The sequence below is a fragment of the Corynebacterium sp. LaCa117 genome (assembly GCF_046717765.1).
Taxonomy (GTDB): Bacteria; Actinomycetota; Actinomycetes; order Mycobacteriales; family Mycobacteriaceae; genus Corynebacterium; species Corynebacterium kefirresidentii.
Genome location: NZ_CP177102.1, coordinates 1391417 through 1407438, shown reverse-complemented (window position 1 = coordinate 1407438; position 16022 = coordinate 1391417). Strand labels below are relative to the sequence as shown.

Annotated in this window: 15 protein-coding genes; 12 read left to right on the top strand and 3 right to left on the bottom strand. The window is 56.5% G+C overall.

Annotated features, from left to right (window positions below):
- Positions 1 to 34 precede the first annotated feature (34 nt).
- Positions 35 to 907 carry a ParA family protein gene (locus ACLI1L_RS06960; protein WP_034668724.1) on the top strand — a complete coding sequence of 291 codons (873 nt, stop codon included), beginning with the start codon at positions 35 to 37 and terminating at the stop codon, positions 905 to 907.
- Positions 908 to 913: 6 nt separating this feature from the next.
- A complete protein-coding gene (locus ACLI1L_RS06955; RefSeq protein ID WP_005329497.1) occupies positions 914 to 1711 on the top strand; it encodes a segregation and condensation protein A in 798 nt (265 codons plus the stop codon).
- Here ACLI1L_RS06955 and ACLI1L_RS06950 read toward each other — a convergent pair.
- Complete coding sequence (locus ACLI1L_RS06950; protein WP_411707208.1) at positions 1708 to 2274, bottom strand: GNAT family N-acetyltransferase; 567 nt, start codon at positions 2272 to 2274, stop codon at positions 1708 to 1710. The genes ACLI1L_RS06955 and ACLI1L_RS06950 overlap by 4 nt on opposite strands.
- A gap of 88 nt (positions 2275 to 2362) precedes the next feature.
- Between ACLI1L_RS06950 and scpB the strand changes: the two genes are divergently transcribed.
- From scpB to ACLI1L_RS06925, 5 genes are all read left to right on the top strand, one after another.
- Positions 2363 to 2917 (top strand): SMC-Scp complex subunit ScpB, encoded by a 555-nt coding sequence (scpB, locus tag ACLI1L_RS06945; RefSeq protein ID WP_086589032.1) that lies wholly within the window; start codon positions 2363 to 2365, stop codon positions 2915 to 2917.
- 55 nt (positions 2918 to 2972) lie between these two features.
- Positions 2973 to 3884 carry a pseudouridine synthase gene (locus tag ACLI1L_RS06940; protein ID WP_411707207.1) on the top strand — a complete coding sequence of 304 codons (912 nt, stop codon included), beginning with the start codon at positions 2973 to 2975 and terminating at the stop codon, positions 3882 to 3884.
- Entirely contained in the window at positions 3884 to 4579 is a 696-nt protein-coding gene (cmk, locus tag ACLI1L_RS06935) for a (d)CMP kinase (RefSeq protein WP_411707206.1), read from the top strand. The genes ACLI1L_RS06940 and cmk overlap by 1 nt, the downstream gene beginning before the upstream one ends.
- Complete coding sequence (gene der, locus ACLI1L_RS06930) at positions 4572 to 6152, top strand: ribosome biogenesis GTPase Der (RefSeq protein ID WP_411707205.1); 1581 nt, start codon at positions 4572 to 4574, stop codon at positions 6150 to 6152. Before cmk ends, der begins: the two co-directional genes overlap by 8 nt.
- Before the next feature lie 156 nt (positions 6153 to 6308).
- Positions 6309 to 7694 (top strand): anaerobic C4-dicarboxylate transporter, encoded by a 1386-nt coding sequence (locus ACLI1L_RS06925; protein ID WP_411707204.1) that lies wholly within the window; start codon positions 6309 to 6311, stop codon positions 7692 to 7694.
- Here the strand turns inward: ACLI1L_RS06925 and ACLI1L_RS06920 are convergent.
- Complete coding sequence (locus ACLI1L_RS06920) at positions 7691 to 8497, bottom strand: class I SAM-dependent methyltransferase (protein WP_411707203.1); 807 nt, start codon at positions 8495 to 8497, stop codon at positions 7691 to 7693. The two genes, ACLI1L_RS06925 and ACLI1L_RS06920, sit on opposite strands and share 4 nt — an antisense overlap.
- A 37-nt stretch (positions 8498 to 8534) precedes the next feature.
- Here ACLI1L_RS06920 and ACLI1L_RS06915 point away from each other — a divergent pair, with 37 nt between their 5' ends.
- The 3 genes from ACLI1L_RS06915 to ACLI1L_RS06905 are packed head-to-tail and all read left to right on the top strand — an operon-like array spanning position 8535 to position 12663.
- Entirely contained in the window at positions 8535 to 9965 is a 1431-nt protein-coding gene (locus ACLI1L_RS06915) for an ABC transporter transmembrane domain-containing protein (RefSeq protein ID WP_411707202.1), read from the top strand.
- Positions 9965 to 11707: an ABC transporter ATP-binding protein gene (locus ACLI1L_RS06910; protein WP_411708360.1), complete on the top strand. Its 1743-nt coding sequence runs from the start codon at positions 9965 to 9967 to the stop codon at positions 11705 to 11707. Before ACLI1L_RS06915 ends, ACLI1L_RS06910 begins: the two co-directional genes overlap by 1 nt.
- Entirely contained in the window at positions 11704 to 12663 is a 960-nt protein-coding gene (locus ACLI1L_RS06905) for an alpha/beta hydrolase family esterase (protein ID WP_086589038.1), read from the top strand. Before ACLI1L_RS06910 ends, ACLI1L_RS06905 begins: the two co-directional genes overlap by 4 nt.
- On the opposite strand, the gene ACLI1L_RS06900 is transcribed toward ACLI1L_RS06905, so the two are convergent.
- On the bottom strand, positions 12660 to 13919 hold the full coding sequence (locus ACLI1L_RS06900; protein ID WP_411707201.1) for a site-specific DNA-methyltransferase: 1260 nt from the start codon (positions 13917 to 13919) through the stop codon (positions 12660 to 12662). The genes ACLI1L_RS06905 and ACLI1L_RS06900 overlap by 4 nt on opposite strands.
- A gap of 335 nt (positions 13920 to 14254) precedes the next feature.
- Between ACLI1L_RS06900 and ACLI1L_RS06895 the strand changes: the two genes are divergently transcribed.
- Positions 14255 to 14428 carry an antitoxin gene (locus tag ACLI1L_RS06895; RefSeq protein WP_239278850.1) on the top strand — a complete coding sequence of 58 codons (174 nt, stop codon included), beginning with the start codon at positions 14255 to 14257 and terminating at the stop codon, positions 14426 to 14428.
- Between the two features lie 204 nt (positions 14429 to 14632).
- A complete protein-coding gene (locus ACLI1L_RS06890; RefSeq protein WP_411707200.1) occupies positions 14633 to 16015 on the top strand; it encodes a TetR/AcrR family transcriptional regulator in 1383 nt (460 codons plus the stop codon).
- Positions 16016 to 16022 lie beyond the last annotated feature (7 nt).

Genomic DNA, 16022 nt, shown 5'->3' with positions numbered 1-16022 from the left:
TCCGGAACTTGGCGTCAAGGAAGCAGGTGTGACTGTGAGCGAAGAGGGTCTCTTTTCTGCCTCTGATGTAGAGGTGGGGCTGACCGGTCGTCCTATCCGCGAGTTGCCAGAACCCGCACCCTTGGAAAAGCATGGGCCGGCCACCATTATCTCGATGTGTAACCAAAAGGGTGGCGTGGGTAAGACCACCTCCACCATTAATATGGGAGCCTGCCTCGCTGAGTATGGGCGTAAAGTCCTCTTGGTTGACCTTGACCCGCAGGGTGCGCTTTCGGCAGGTTTGGGGCTCACACATGACGATATCGAGGACACTATCTATGACGTCATGCTCGATAGCCATACTTCTATTCACTCCGCTATCCAGCACACTGGGGTAGCAGGCCTGGATTTGGTACCGGCTAATATTGACCTTTCTGCTGCGGAAATTCAGATGGTCAATGAAGTAGGCCGCGAACACACGCTAGCTCGGGCCCTGCGCCCAGTGCGGCGCGATTATGACTTCATCATCATCGACTGCCAGCCCTCCTTGGGGCTGCTTACCGTCAACGCGCTTGCCTGCTCCCAGGGCGTGATCATCCCAATGGAGTGCGAGTTCTTCTCCCTGCGTGGTTTAGCGCTATTGACTGACACGGTGGAAAAGGTCTCTGACCGTATCAACTTTGATCTTGAGGTCATGGGCATCTTGGTGACCATGTTTGATCGCCGCACGAAGCATGCTCGGGAAGTTATGTCCCGAGTGGTGGACTATTTTGGCGATAAAGTCTTTGACACCGTAATTACTCGGACCGTTCGTTTCCCGGAAACGTCAGTGGCCGGAGAGCCGATTACTACGTGGGCGCCAAACTCTCCTGCTACGCAGCAGTATCGCAACCTGGCCAAAGAGGTCATTGAGCGCTCGACCGTTTAAGGTATCGTGACCCAGCCGGAGATTACGGGCTTTCGCATTGCACTGCGAAATTTTGAGGGCCCATTTGACCTGCTTTTGCAGCTTATCCAGTCCAAAAAGATGGACGTGACTGATGTTGCGCTTTCAGAGGTAACGGACGAGTTTGTCGCCTATACGCGGCAGCTGGGCGAGTCTGCGGATTTGGATGAAACCACTGATTTTTTGCTGGTGGCAGCGACGCTTTTGGACTTAAAGGCGGCGCGGCTCCTTCCTCGCGGTGATGTCGACGAGATTGAAGACTTGGAGCTGCTGGAGTCGCGGGACCTTCTTTTTGCTCGTCTTTTGCAATATAAGGCCTATAAACTAGTAGCGGACCAATTTGCGCAGTGGCAGCGCGAGGCCCAGCGGAGCTATCCGCGGGCGGTAGCTATCGAGGAGAAGTTTGCGGAGCTACTGCCTCCTGTCTCCCTCGGCCATACGCCAGCCAGTTTCGCAGAGCTCGCCGCGGGAGTCTTCCGCCCAAAGCCGCCGGAAGAAGTGGCCACCGGCCACGTGCACTCTGTGGCGGTATCGGTTCCAGAGCAAGCCGGCAAGATCCTGGAAACCCTAAAGCTACTGGGCGCCGGTCAATGGATGAGTTTTGGTTCCCTGACCCGCGATTGCACGGTTTCTATGCAAGTTGTGGGCCGTTTCTTGGCTCTTTTGGAGTTGTACAAGGCCAAGGCGGTTGACGCACAACAGGAAGAAGCGCTGGGCCAGTTGGACCTTTCGTGGACGGGTTTGGACGTTGACCCAGCGGTAGTTGCCGCCGCGAACTGGGACTAAGGACGCTGCTGGATAAACTTCAGGGTCTCAGGGGCCAGCTCGCGATCAGAATAGACGCGTACGTCAGGCTCATCTGGGTTGTCCTCGGTGCCCACGCGGCGGCCTTCCCACACTTGTTGGAGTCCTTGCCTTTCAATGACCCGGATCGCTGCTGGGTGGTTGGTCGTTACTCGGGCGGTGATGGGGGATTCAGGATCAACCTGGCGGATGCTCTTTAGCGTCGCCGAAGTGATCTCTGTAGCAAATCCTGAGCCCCAGTGAGCAGGGCGGAGGCGGTATTTGATGTCCCAGAAATTTCCGTCTTCGACAAAAATGGCCCCACCAACTCCGACGAACTCAGAAGGATTATGGCGCATGTAGGCGGCCCATGGTCCAAAATGGTGGGCGTCCCACGACTGGGAGGAGGATTGCGCGAGTGCACGGGTGGTGCGGATATCAGCAAAGCGCCCGTTGGGTCGGTGGCTCCAAATTCGTCCGTCGCTGTAGACCTTGTGGGTCTCTTCGATATTGGCGGCGGACAGTGGGATGAGAATGAGTCTGTCAGTGCGGGTAATAGTTTCCATGGCAATATGTTACCCGACTCACATTTAGAAGCGAAAGTGATTTAGGAAATTTCAGGCGTCGTTTTCCGCTGCAGTAAGCTTGGCGTCTATGGACCTTCCCCTCATCTCGCAGCTCCGTTCCCGCCTTGAGTCAATCTTGCTCGTGCTCGATTCCCCAGCTTCGGTGGAGTCCTTGGCGCGTGCTTTGGGGGCGGAAAGGGACGTCGTCAGTGATTGCCTGCGCGCTGTCCAGCGCGAGCTGAATAATCGTGGTTCTGGTATCGAGTTGCGCGAGACCCAAGAGGGGTGGCGCTTTTATACGCGTTCCGAAAACGCAGGCGCGGTAGAAGAATTCCTCTTGGATGGCGCCCAGACAAAGCTCTCGCGTGCGGCCCTGGAGACGTTGGCGGTGGTAGCCTACCGCCAGCCCGTAACCCGCCAGCAGGTTGCCGCTGTTCGCGGCGTCAATGTCGATGGTGTTATGCGGACCCTAAGCCTGCGCGGATTGGTGCGGGAGCTGCCGCAGGATGATTTTGAAGGTGCCGCGCACCGCTATGAGACGACGGAATTGTTCCTCGAGTTATTAGGGATTGATTCTTTGGAGCGCTTGCCGGACTTGGCGCCGCTATTGCCTGACGTGGAGGCGATCGACGAGGAGTACTAGCGTGGGGTAAGATTGCCCAGGTAATTTCATATCTTCGAGAGAAAAGGACACGTACGTGACTCCTCCCGCTCGCCGTGACGGCACACCGGATAAGAAGCAGCGAGACAGTGACATCATTGTCTCTAATGCTAAGCCGGCCCGTCACCAGCATGTGTCAAAGAAAAAGCAGAAGGCTACTGCAGAGTCCGTAGCCCGAGAACTGGGCGCCGATTGGCTGGTCGATGAAGACAAGCCTAAGGGGGAACGTCTCCAAAAGGTGCTCGCTAAGGCAGGCGTTGCTTCACGTCGCCACGCTGAAATCCTCATCGATGCCGGCCGTGTTGAGGTCAACGGCAAGATCATTTCCAAGCAGGGCGTTAAGGTAAACCCCTCTGTTGACGTCATCCGAGTAGATGGTGTGCGCGTCAATGTCAACGAGGAGCACGAATATTTTGTGCTCAACAAGCCGCGCGGCATGCAGTCCACTATGTCTGATGACTTGGGCCGCCCGTGCGTAGGCGACGTGGTTTCGGAAAAGGTAGCTGCTGGCCAGCGTCTCTTTCACGTAGGCCGCCTCGACGCCGATACCGAAGGTCTGCTTATTCTCACCAATGACGGCGAGTTGGCTAACCGTTTGATGCACCCTAAGTATGAGGTGACGAAGACCTACCTCGCCACTGTTTTGGGTGAGGCCGATCGGAAGCTTGTGCGACAGCTCATGGAAGGAATCGAGTTGGAGGATGGCCTGGCAAAGGCAGATTTTGCGCAGGTTGTAGATACCAACCAGGGATATTCTTTGGTTCGTCTTGAGCTGCATGAGGGGCGCAAGCACATTGTGCGCCGCATGTTGAAAGAGGCGGGCTTCCCCGTGCAGCGTTTGGTGCGTACCAAGCTTCATACGGTGCAGTTGGGCGATATGAAGCCCGGTGGTCTGCGAGCTCTCAATTCCAGCGAATTGACTAGTTTGTATAAGGCGGTGGAGATGTAATGATTTCTAATATGCCGAATCAGGGCCTCATCCTGGCTGTGGATGGCCCTTCTGGGACTGGTAAGTCGACCACGTGCCGCGCCCTAGCCAAACAACTCGATGCAAAGTACATCGACACTGGTGCCATGTACCGTGTAGCAACTCTTGCCGTGTTGCGTAAGGGAGTGGACCCTGCGGATACGTCCGCGGTGATTGCTGCTACAGCCGATCTGCCATTGGAAGTTTCCGATGATCCAGATTCCACCGAGGTTCTTCTCGGCGGCGAGGATGTCGCGCGCGTTATTCGGGAAGACGAAGTCACTCGCAATGTCTCCGCCGTATCTGCCATTCCGGAAGTTCGGGAAAACCTGGTAGCCCTGCAGCGCAAGCTAGCCCGCGAGGCACATCGCGCTATTGTAGAAGGGCGCGATATTGGCACCGTTGTGCTTGCTGATGCCCCTGCTAAAGCATTCATGACCGCCTCTGCTGAAGTCCGAGCCCGCCGACGTCAGGCGCAGAACGCAAGGGCAGGAATCGCTTCAGACTACGAGACGGTACTCGCAGACGTGCAGCGCCGCGATGCGGCAGATTCTTCACGCAAAACCTCGCCATTGCGCCCAGCAGACGATGCAACCTTAGTTGATACCTCGGATATGAGCCCTGAGGATGTCATGAAGGCCCTGATTAACGTGGTAAAGGAGTCGGTCAATGACTAAGCACGATCCCCAGGAAGAGTCGGAGACTCAGTTCCATTACCCGGCCGGAAAGTTTGATGATGAGGTGGTAGAAGCCTCTCCTGGTTGGGCCGCTGATGACTTCAATGCCGAGGAGTTTGACTATGAGTTCGATGACTCGGAATTCGGCGAGGCCGATTTTGGTGAAGAAACAGAAGCAGAAGAGCCGCTAAGCGAAGAGGAATGGGAGGAACTCTCCCGTGCTTTTGGTGTTGAGTCCGATGATCACACCGAAGAAGCTCTGTGCACGGTAGCCATTGTGGGTCGCCCTAATGTGGGCAAGTCTTCTTTGGTCAATCGTTTCCTTGGCCGCCGCGAAGCAGTGGTAGAAGACCACCCGGGCGTTACCCGTGACCGAATCTCCTATGTAGCGGACTGGAATGGGCAGCGCTTTTTGGTACAAGATACCGGCGGTTGGGATCCGAACGTCAAGGGCATCCATGGCGCAATCGCTCGCCAGGCAGAGGTGGCGATGGAAACCGCTGACGTCATCGTCATGGTGGTAGACACTAAGGTGGGAATTACTGCGACGGATGAGGTCATGGCCCGCCGCCTGCAAAAATCCCCCGTGCCGGTGATTCTGGTATCGAATAAGTTTGATTCTGATAATCAGTATGCGGATATGGCCGAGTTTTATGCGCTGGGCCTGGGCGATCCGTGGCCGGTATCTGCTCAGCACGGCCGCGGCGGTGCGGATGTGCTCGATGAGATTTTGTGGGTATTTCCGGAAGAGCCGCGGCAGACCGCGATTACTTCTGGTCCGCGCCGCGTCGCTTTGGTGGGCAAGCCTAATGTGGGTAAATCCTCCCTGCTCAATAAGCTGACCAGTGAAGAGCGATCCGTGGTGGATAATGTCGCGGGCACCACCGTGGATCCGGTGGACTCTTTAGTACAGCTGGATGAGCAGCTGTGGAAGTTCATTGATACTGCCGGACTGCGCAAGAAGGTCAAAAACGCGCAGGGACATGAGTACTATGCCTCCTTGCGTACGCGCGGCGTTATCGATGCTGCCGAGGTCTGCATTATGCTTATCGACGCCTCTGAGGAGATTTCTGAGCAGGATCAGCGTGTGCTTAATATGGTGCTAGAGGCAGGCAAAGCCCTCGTTATCGCATTCAATAAGTGGGACCTCATGGATGAGGACCGCCGCTACTACCTAGACCGCGAGATCGATCAGCAGCTGAGCCACCTACCGTGGGTTACGCGTGTGAATATTTCCGCCGAAACGGGCCGCGCCCTGCAGAAGCTGGAACCTGCCATGATCGAGGCGCTGGAAAGCTGGGACCAGCGCGTGTCTACGGGTCAGTTGAATAACTGGTTGCGTGAGGCCATCGCAGCTAATCCTCCGCCGATGAAAAATAACCGCCTGCCGCGCGTTTTGTTCGCCACGCAGGCATCCACGCAGCCGCCGACGATTGTCTTGTTCACGACAGGATTTTTGGATGCGGCCTATCGCCGCTACCTCGAGCGCAAGTTCCGTGAGCGTTTTGGCTTTCATGGAACGCCCATCCGCATCGCAGTGCGAGTGCGGGAGAGGCGCGGCAAGAAGCGCTAGCAGTATGCCCGTTACGCTGGGATTATAGCATTTAGGCGAGCGATTTTTGCACTGGAAACGGTGTGAGAATTAGCTCGCCTGTCCGTTTATGTCCGTTCATGTGGGGATCGATAGGATATAACCAGTTATAGATCCTCTCGTGATGGAAGGCTTTGTATGTTAGCCAGCGTAATCGCGCCAGATTCAATTCTGGCCATCGTGCTCCAGGTCATCATCATCCTTAGCGCCCTGCTCTTGGGCACTCGCTATGGTGGCATCGGGCTGGGACTAATTTCCGGCATCGGTCTGATGCTCATGGTCTTTGTTTTCGGCCTCGCCCCGGGCGAGCCTCCGGTGTCAGTGATGCTGACCATCATCGCAGTCATTGGTTGCGCGGCTACCTTGCAACAGGCCCGCGGGTTGGAAGTGATGATGCAATTTGCCGAAAAGTTCCTTCGCGCCCACCCAGAGCGCATCACCATCCTCGCGCCGCTTACTACCTGGTTCTTGACGGTCCTTTGCGGTACGGGCCACGTGGTGTACACGATGTTTCCGATTATTGAGGACATTGCGCTGAAAAAGGGCATCCGCCCAGAACGCCCGATGGCTGTCGCCTCGACGTCGGCGCAGATGGGTATTACGGCCTCTCCAGTGTCTGTGGCCACCGTGTCCTTGGCGTCTATCATCGCGGAAAATGCCGGCGCTATCGACCACGCCTATTCCATCCCGCAGATCCTGATGGTGGCTCTTCCAGCGTCACTTTCTGGCGTCATTCTTGCCGCACTGTGGTCGCTGCGCCGCGGCAAGGACTTGGACGAGGATCCGGCATTCCAGGAGCGAATGAAGGATCCGGAGTTTGCCGAAAGCATCAACCAATCCACTGGGTCGCTCATGGATGAGGAATTTTCCCCGGAGGCAAAGCGTGCGGTAGTTATCTTCCTCGTCGCTATCGCCAGCGTGGTCGCCCTCGGTGCCTTTGAATTCCTTCGCCCGCTTGTTCCGGGCGATGATGGCGAGCTGAGCCCGCTGTCTATGAACCTGGTTATCCAAATGGTCATGCTGGTTGCTGGCGCAATTATCTTGCTCAGCTGCAAGGCAGACCCAAAAAAGATCGCTTCCACCCCGGTGTTTAAAGCCGGCATGACCGCAGTATTTTCCGTGTTCGGTGTGGCCTGGATGGCGGATACCTTCTTCGAAGCCCATATCGACGCTTTGGAATCCAACCTGGGCTCCGTAGTGGAGGCCGCCCCATGGGCCTACGCCGTGGTGCTGGTCATCGTGTCTAAGCTGGTGAACTCGCAGGCCGCGGCCTTGGTTGCGATTGCTCCGATTGGACTGCAGCTGGGCATCGACCCTGCCATCATCGTCGGTTTCTACGGCGCGGCCTACGGCTACTTCATCTTGCCCACCTACCCCTCGGACCTTGCCTGCATCGGCTTTGACCGCACGGGAACGACGCACATTGGCAAGTTCGTCATCAACCACTCCTTCCTGATTCCCGGCGCCATCTCGGTATTTACTTCCTGCGTCGTGGGCTCGCTCCTAGCGCAGATCCTGCTTTAATCCGACTCCCGTACCAGCACGAAGGCATCCGTGCGGTACGGGATGTGCAGTTTTTGTCCGGGCGTATATCGCAAGTGCTCGTAGAGGTACCAGTCCAGGTTGTGGGTCATGCGCTCATGGATGGCTTCGCCGTTGCGTAGCCAGTAAGACCGGGTATGCATTAGCTGGTGAAGTTGTTCCGGGGTAAGTTCGTGCTCCCAGGTCAGGCGGAGTTCTCGCTCTAAAGACCACGGCGCCGTATAGTCCGGGTAGAAACCCGGTTTATGTACATCGCCAGAGTGCATAATGCGAGAAAGCCGCAAAACCCATGGGTCGGCATTGACATCGAGCGTATTCCAGACCAAGAGGATTTTTCCGCCCGGCGCTAGGACGCGGTCAAGCTCTGCGCAGGCGGCTGCCACATCAACCCAGTGCCAGGTTTGGGCGAGGCAGGCTGCGTCTAGGGAGGCGTCGGCAAGCGCGGTGTTTTCGGCCGTAGCACGCAGGACCGGCAGGTGTAGACGGGAAGCGAGAACTCCCGCCATATCGGCGGAAGGCTCCAAGGCTATAACCCGCTCATTGGGAAGGGAGTCAGTGAGCTTTCCAGTACCTGCACCAATATCGGCTACGGTGTGGGCAGGGGCGATAAGGGCAGTGACTTCGTCCGGATAGCCAGGGCGTACATCGTGGTACGTGCTAGCGCCGCGACGGAAGGCTTGGGCGGAGGCGGTGCGTTGCGCAGCAGTACGGAAGCCAGGGCCTTGTTTAGTGGAAGCCTTGCGGTAGCTAGGGAAATGGCGGGGATCTGGGCGGCGAGTCGACATAGCTCATCTAACCTACCGCGAATTAGAATGGCTGCCTATGAGGACACTTCCCGCAGCATCAGATCCCAGGTGGCTGCTGAAGACGGTCTTTTCCCGCCCCGCTCTTACCGTGCCGGCCGCGCTATGCATGGTTGTGTCCTTTCTGCTTAACGCCACAACCCCAGTGATAGTGGGCCATGCCATCGATGAAGCCGTGGCGCAGGGATCCCTCCATCGATTGGGCCTATGGCTAGTGGTAGTAGTAGCCGCATTCGGTCTTAATGCCCTAGCCGCCTGGTACGGGCGCGGGCTTAATGCCCGAGCCATGTTGGTAATTGGCCACGACGTCCGCATGGCCATCACGGATAGGATTCAAGACCCGCGTGGAATGGCGGGCAAGCCCCGCAGCGCCGGCGAGTTGCTGGCTATCGCCTCCACGGACGCTAGGCGGGTGCAGAATGCGGTGATGATGACGGTATTCCCCGTCGCAGAGATTAGCGCCATTGTGTATGTGGCTATCATGACCAGCCGCATCAATCTGCCTTTGGGTATCGCCATTTTGTGTGGCGGCCCGCTCGTGGTGTGGGGCTCGGTGCGCGCGGCACAGCCATTGCGCGCCCGCTCAGGAATCCGCCAGGCGGCGTTGGCCAAAGCGAGTGCGATGGCCACAGATGTGGTGCAAGGCCTGCGGATACTCAAAGGCTTGGGTGCGGTAGCAACGGTGAGCACGCGGTATGCCCAGGCCTCTGACACTGCCTATGAGCGAACGGTAGACGCCAATGCCTCCCAAGCGCGCCTCAATGCTGCTACGGAGATTTTGGGCTCGGTGTATGTCATTGCGGTGGGCATTGGGGCAGGTGCGCTGGCAATGCATTCCACGATCAGTGTGGGTGAGCTTATTACGGTTATTGGTCTGACGCAGTTCGTCATCACGCCGATGACGATGTTGGGGCGAAATATTGCCTCGCGCTGGGCGGCCGCGCAGGCAAGCGCTGCCCGCATTACGGACGTCCTTGCCGCTCCCAGCGTGGAAGGCAAGAAACCGCAGCTTCCGGCCCTCGCCTCTGGAGTGAGCGTGGTGGCCGAGCCTGTCCCAGATGACCTGGTCTTCCTGCCGCGGGAGCGTTTCCTTGTTGCGCCGCACGACACATTGCTTTTTGAGGGAACCGTGCAGGACAATATTTGTTCCGATCGCGCGGCTGCGCAACGGGCGCTTTATACGGCCGCGGGGGAAGATATCCCAGGTGGTTTAGAGCGCGAGGTGGGGGAGGGCGGCCGGAATCTTTCCGGCGGACAGCAACAGCGCGTGGCGCTAGCACGAGCAATTGCGGCGGACCCTGCGGTCCTTGTTTTAGCCGATCCCACTACCGCAGTGGACTCGGTGACTGAGCAAGTCATTGCGCAGCGGGTAGCACTCCACCGCGGTATAAAACCAACGCTCGTTTATACCGCTTCGCCGGCATGGACTGCTGTGGGATCGAGCCTATGATGCGGTTTCCTACGGCTTCTTGGCGCCAGGTGCGCGAAGAAATTGGCCGGCAGCTTTCCGACGTCCCCGGTGCGCGGCCGCAGGCTGCCGTGGCCCTTGCCTTACTCACCGCGGGCGCAAGCGCCAATGTAGCGATCCCGATCCTGCTGGGAAAGATTGTTGATGCTGTCATCACCAAAGGTGCAATTTCTACCATTGGCCTTTCGTTGATAGTGGTAGCCGTGGTCTCCGCAGCGCTCTCCGCAGCGGGGTTCTTTCTTCTCTCCCGCCTTATAGAGCGGGTGATTTCGGCTTTGCGTGAAGACATGGTGTCTACCGCTTTGCGCTTGCCCACTCATCGTGTGGAGGAAGCGGGCACCGGGGATTTGGTCTCTCGCTCCACCGATGATGTAGCAGAGCTCTCGGCAGCGGTCACCGAGACCGCACCAGTGTTGGCCAAATCTGCTTTTGCCATCGCCACCACCGGGGTGGCGCTACTTAGCCTCAATTGGCAATACATACTGGTAATAGTTGCAGTTACGCCGCTATATGTAGTCGCCGCTCGCAGGTACCTGCACCGAGCCCCTGGCCGCTATGCCGACGAGCGTGCGGCCATGGCTGAGCGGGCGCGCAGGCTTCTTGAGGCAATACGAGGGCGAAAGACCGTGCGCGCCTTTGGACTGGAAGGACAGATGCATGCCGGCATCGAACGTGCCTCCGCGCAAGTGGTAAAGGATGGCTACGCAGCGCGTAAAACCATGATGGTTCTACAGCTGTGGATGACTGGCATCGAGCTCACCATGCTGTGCTGTGGTCTTGGGGTGAGTTTTTGGGCGGTGCAAACGGGAGCACTCACGGTTGGCGCCGTAACCTCAGCCATGCTTCTGCTTATCCGTTTGCGAGGCCCGCTCATGGGATTGATGCGGGTAATCGACACCGTACAATCCGGCTACGCCTCGCTGTCTCGCATAGTCGGGGTCGTCGTTGACCCGCCGCGGGCGGTGCCGGATTACGGCGCTCCAGCCCCATACGGAGAAGCCGAAATGCGAAATGTGAGTTTTAGCTACGACAACGGCGGCTGGGCTGTACGAGACATCAGCCTCAATATTCCTGCCGGGCATACGGTGGCTTTAGTTGGGGCCTCCGGTGCGGGTAAGACTACCGTTGCCGCACTTTTGGCTGGCTTGCGGGTTCCTGAAGAAGGAAAGGTCTTGGTCGACGGGGTAGAGGTAGCACTTCTTTCGGACGCTGAGCGCGTGGCGCGATTAGCCATGATCTCCCAAGAGGTACACGTTTTCTCAGGCACCCTCCGCGAGGATCTTTCTTTGGCTGCCCCTCAGGCAAGCGACGCACAGATGCTTCAAGCACTCGAGCGGGTGGGCGCACGCTGGTTCGCGCACCTAGACGAGGGCCTGGATACGGTTATCGGCTCACAGGGAGTCCAATTAGATCCTGTGGCGTCCCAACAACTCGCGCTGGCACGAATATTGCTTTTGGACCCGAAAATCGTCATTATGGATGAGGCCACTGCGGAGGCGGGTTCGGTGGGAGCCGAAGCCCTCGAAAAGGGCGCCATCGAAGTCACCCGTGGGCGTTCGGCGTTGGTCGTGGCGCATCGGCTCGACCAAGCAGCACGGGCGGATAGAATCATCGTGATGGATAATGGCCGCGTGGTTGAACAGGGAAGTCACCACGACCTGCTAGATTATGGTGGCCGTTATAAGCACTTATGGGACGCATGGCAGAAGGGACGACAAGGATGAACGCGAGGTCACTTCGGGCCGTGCTCGGTGCGGTAACTGTGTGTTTCCTTGCCGCTGCTGGCACTTCGTGTTCTAGCGAATCAACAGAGTCCCCGCACGCGGCAGAGACCACCAACACCGTTAACCTAGGAATCCCTACCTCCGCACCCTTGAACGGCCCTGAGCCCGGCTCTTATAGGACGATCAACCTGCCCTCCGGGCGTTCCTTTATCCTCAGTGTGCCCAAAGACTATACTGGGGATAAAAAATGGCCTATCGTCCTCGCCTTTCACGGGTGGGGTCAGTCTGCCGAAAATCTCCGTGGTTATTCTCGCCTGGATGCCGCAGATGCCATCATGATTTTCCCAGAAGGCAAGAAAAAGGCGTGGAGCCCCGCTCCATATGCCAAGACCTCGACAACGGAAGATAAGAAGTTTGTGCGGGAAATAATTGATGCGGTCCGCGCTACTTACCGCGTAGATGACGGTCGAATTTTTGCCACCGGCATGTCTAATGGCGGCGGATTCGCTGCCTATCTGGCCTGCCAGATGCCCGATACCTTCAAATCCGTTGCCACCGTTTCCGCTGCCTATTATGAAGACATTCTGAAAAACTGTGCGCACTCTCCCGTCGGGCGGTTGGATATGCACGGCACCGTAGACCCTGTGGTGGGCTATTACGGAGGCACTCGCCACAAGACCAAGTACTACTCCGTGGAGTCCGTGCTGGAACAGGACCGCAAACGCAATGGTTGTTCGACCAAGGTCGATACCACCCGCTTGGTCAATAATGCGCTCGATATGAGGTGGAGTGGTTGTACCGCACCGCTCGAACATATCCGTATCGCCGGGGGTTCGCACGTGTGGCCTGGAGGCACGGCGGACGCGCATAACGAGGTTGGTAGGTTCTTCGCTACCGATCGCGTCTTAGATTTCTTCGGAATACCTGGACGTCCGTCCGGTACCGCACAAACCTAGCTCTGCTTAAAGACCTGAAAGGTAGCACCTGGAACCTTGCGCACCCTTTCTATGCAAATGTCTGCAACGGTAGAAAAGCCGGCGCGGTGAGCCGTGCTACGCGGGGAGGTAGGCTCCGGAATTTGCGCTAGATGGAAAGTCCTGGACCCCCCATCTTCGGCGTTGAGCTCTATAACCGCCTGCGCTGTGGTGCCGGACCCAGCAAAGAAGTCTAAGACGCGAGCATCCTTGCCACCACCAATGGACAGAAGGTGTTTAATCAGGCGTACCGGCTTTGGAAAATCGAAGATGCCCTCTATACCCATTGCTTCCTCCGCATCGCGTCGGCCGGTGCGGGTCACTCCAAAGCGCTCGCCGTCCAGGATCGAACGTGGGCGTGCTCCTACCTTCTGGTAGTTCTTGGTGTAGACAAACCCGCGACGGAAAACCAGCTCATCGTAGAACTGTTCCACCTTGTCGAGGCTCCATCGCCAGCGAGCGACCTTTTTCTTTCCCACCGGTTGGTCTGGCCAATACTCCTTTCCATCGGGCCCTGAAATAGGAAAATCTAGAGAAGGAAGGTACCCGAGGGTTTTAGAATCTAGTCGTACCAAGGAGTATTTTCCCTTGTCATCCTCATGGTTATATTTAGTGGAGGTATGACCTTGGATATCGATATTGAAACCGGGGTTGTCTGAAGTTCGGGCGTAACACAGGATGTATTCGTGCTCTACCACGGCGTATTTTGCATCATTTTTGCCAGTACCGGCCTTCTTCCAAATCAATTGGCCGGCAAAGCATCCCTCGCCAAACACCTCATCGAGTACCTTGCGGGTATTGGCTACCTCGTCTTCACCAATGGAGACGAAGATGAACCCCTCAGGGGACAGTACTTCACGAGCCAAAATTAACCGGGGGAGCATCATCGATAGCCATTCCGAGTGCCATTCCGCATAACTTCCTGAACGCAGCTGGCGACGTAAACGGTAGTTATCGCGGTAGACAAAGTCTTTGCCCGTGTTATAAGGGGGATCGATATATATGACGTCAAAGACCTCTCGGCGGGCGGCTAGCTCTTGCAAAACTGGAAGATTATCTGCTGCAATAATCGCGTTGTCCGTGTTACAGGCTGTGCTGAGCGCAGAATCACGTTTGAAACGCTGTGTCAGCGGCGCGCTGGCGGCTGCTCGGGCAGCCTCTTTGCCCGGCCATACTAAGCCAAAGAATTCCCTGGCCGTTTCCGAAGTGGACGGTGGCGTTGGGGTAGTTGAAGCCATGGTGCGAAGCCTTCGTTGGTAAATCGTCGATACCGTCTTACGCTATCATTTGCAAGACTGAGGGAATTTGGCCTGAAGCTAAATTGTGCACCCTGATTTTGCTTATGCTTCGCTAGGGTTGGGCTAAAGCAGCAGGCCTTTTTGGACGCCCGATAGGTTGCGGGGTGTCTGGATGCCCCTGAGAACAATCGCGTTGCGGGGCGGCAAAATTTATTTGGTCTAGTGGCCGAAAAGACTTTTCGGTGGCGTGTTGGCTCAAGTGTCGGTACGTTGGGGTGTGTTGCCGGACACGGCAGCTTTTAGATAAAGCTAGAACTAGAAGAAAGGATAACCACATGGGTATCTTCGATAAGGCAAAGGACGCACTGAACTCCGACAAGGGCGAAGAGCTCAGCGACAAGGGCTTGGACAAGGCAGCTGAAGCAGCTAAGGGCAAGCTCGGCGAGGACAAGGCTGACCAGATCGACAAGGCTCGTGACGCAGCTGACGGCAAGCTTGGTAACGAGTAAATAGCTTCGCCCGCTTAAAGGGTGAATGGCTACTTTCTACTTTGGCCCTCCAGCCCGCAAGGGCTGGGGGCCAAAGCTATATGAAGACCAGTGGCTCAAAGCCGGGAAGGTCTATATTGGTGCTCCCACCTGTTTGTGGGTGACTCAACTTATAAAGTGAACGTAGCCCAAGCAAATTTGCATGAAATCGCTAGGATTATATTTGTGAACAATCTTGAAGGCACCGTTTCCCATGCGGGCTCCACTAAGCAGCGCTTGTTGGAGCAGAGTGCCCGTATCCTAGCTAAGGGTGGGCGCGACGCTTTAAAGGTTTGTGCTGTGGCGGAGCAGATCGCTGTTCCAGTCGAAGAAGCTAAGTCTTTCTTTGAAGATGACCACGACCTTTTCATTCAGACCAGCCGGTTCTTGGACGAGCGTCTCCGAGTAGCTGCCTACGAGGCACTCGATAAATTGCCGGATGGTGTGACCGCGATTCAGAAACTTCGCGAGTCTGCCAAGGCTTACTTCAACTTAGCTGTTGATAATCCCACCTACTTCGCCGCTTATAACAACTGCGAGACGGCAACGAGTTTTCCCAACTTTGAGGAAGGCATCGAAGAGGCGAAAAGCTTTGATGCCTTTCCGCCCACTTTCCGCTGGATGCTTGAACAGATGCGGGAAGCAGCCATTGCAGCACGCGGCGATTTTGATCACCGTTTGGTAGTGATCCAAGCTCTTACTTTTTTGTCTGAGTTGCAAGGTATCACCCACTTAGCCACGTTTGGCATTATGCGGCATCTTTCGCCGACGGCGAAGAAGCAGACCTTTAATGCTTGCATTGAGACTTTGTTCTCTGGTTTGGAAGTTAGCTTGCGTGACGGGGAGATTGCGCCCTTTGAACCGCGAGCACTCGTTGGCGATCCAGCGGAACCGTTTACTACAGCAGCGAAGGACATGCCAAAGTCTACGATTGAGGAAAAGCGCGCAGCCGTCTTCCGTGGTGCGGCCGAAGAGATTGTCTATAACGGTCTTCCTAGCTTGCATCTCGGCTCTGCTGCCGCACGAGCAGGCGTAGATTTGGCAGATGCGGAGCATCTTTTCGACGGTAATTCTCACCTGCTGCGTTCTTTGGAAGAATCTTTGGATGAAGCCAATACGCTAGCAATCATGCGCCAGAACCAGGCCGTGCCAGAAGGTTCTCACGGACTGGATTATATTAAGGCAACCGGCTTTGGTTATTTGGAGTATGCGCTGGAAGATCCCGTCGGCTTTGTTGCCCTCATTGAGGTCTCTAGCCGCTCGATCGTCCCCGTTTCTTTCGACGGGACCGGGGATACTGAGCAACCATTTGATATGGGCAAGGCATTTACCTTCATCATGAATTTGGTGCGCGATGCCATTGCTGAGTCGAATGGACCACGTTCGCCGTGGATACTTTTCACCCAGATTGCAGCTTTGTGGGCTTCCATCCACGGCCTTTCGCAGCTAAGTACCGTAGGGGCCTTGCGCTATCACTCGGCCAATTTTTACTTTGGCCTAGCTTCTAAGGTGATGGACATACTCCTTCAGGGCATGGTTAACGTACTTGAGCTAAAAAAGCCCGATTAAGCATCCA

Excerpts from the sequence above, each read along its gene's own strand:
- ACLI1L_RS06925 (WP_411707204.1), top strand. The coding sequence starts at position 6,309 with ATGTTAGCCAGCGTAATCGCGCCAGATTCAATTCTGGCCATCGTGCTC.
- ACLI1L_RS06895 (WP_239278850.1), top strand. The coding sequence starts at position 14,255 with ATGGGTATCTTCGATAAGGCAAAGGACGCACTGAACTCCGACAAGGGC.
- ACLI1L_RS06920 (WP_411707203.1), bottom strand. The coding sequence starts at position 8,497 with ATGTCGACTCGCCGCCCAGATCCCCGCCATTTCCCTAGCTACCGCAAG.
- ACLI1L_RS06950 (WP_411707208.1), bottom strand. The coding sequence starts at position 2,274 with ATGGAAACTATTACCCGCACTGACAGACTCATTCTCATCCCACTGTCC.
- ACLI1L_RS06915 (WP_411707202.1), top strand. The coding sequence starts at position 8,535 with ATGAGGACACTTCCCGCAGCATCAGATCCCAGGTGGCTGCTGAAGACG.
- ACLI1L_RS06910 (WP_411708360.1), top strand. The coding sequence starts at position 9,965 with ATGCGGTTTCCTACGGCTTCTTGGCGCCAGGTGCGCGAAGAAATTGGC.
- der (WP_411707205.1), top strand. The coding sequence starts at position 4,572 with ATGACTAAGCACGATCCCCAGGAAGAGTCGGAGACTCAGTTCCATTAC.
- scpB (WP_086589032.1), top strand. The coding sequence starts at position 2,363 with ATGGACCTTCCCCTCATCTCGCAGCTCCGTTCCCGCCTTGAGTCAATC.
- ACLI1L_RS06900 (WP_411707201.1), bottom strand. The coding sequence starts at position 13,919 with ATGGCTTCAACTACCCCAACGCCACCGTCCACTTCGGAAACGGCCAGG.
- cmk (WP_411707206.1), top strand. The coding sequence starts at position 3,884 with ATGATTTCTAATATGCCGAATCAGGGCCTCATCCTGGCTGTGGATGGC.
- ACLI1L_RS06905 (WP_086589038.1), top strand. The coding sequence starts at position 11,704 with ATGAACGCGAGGTCACTTCGGGCCGTGCTCGGTGCGGTAACTGTGTGT.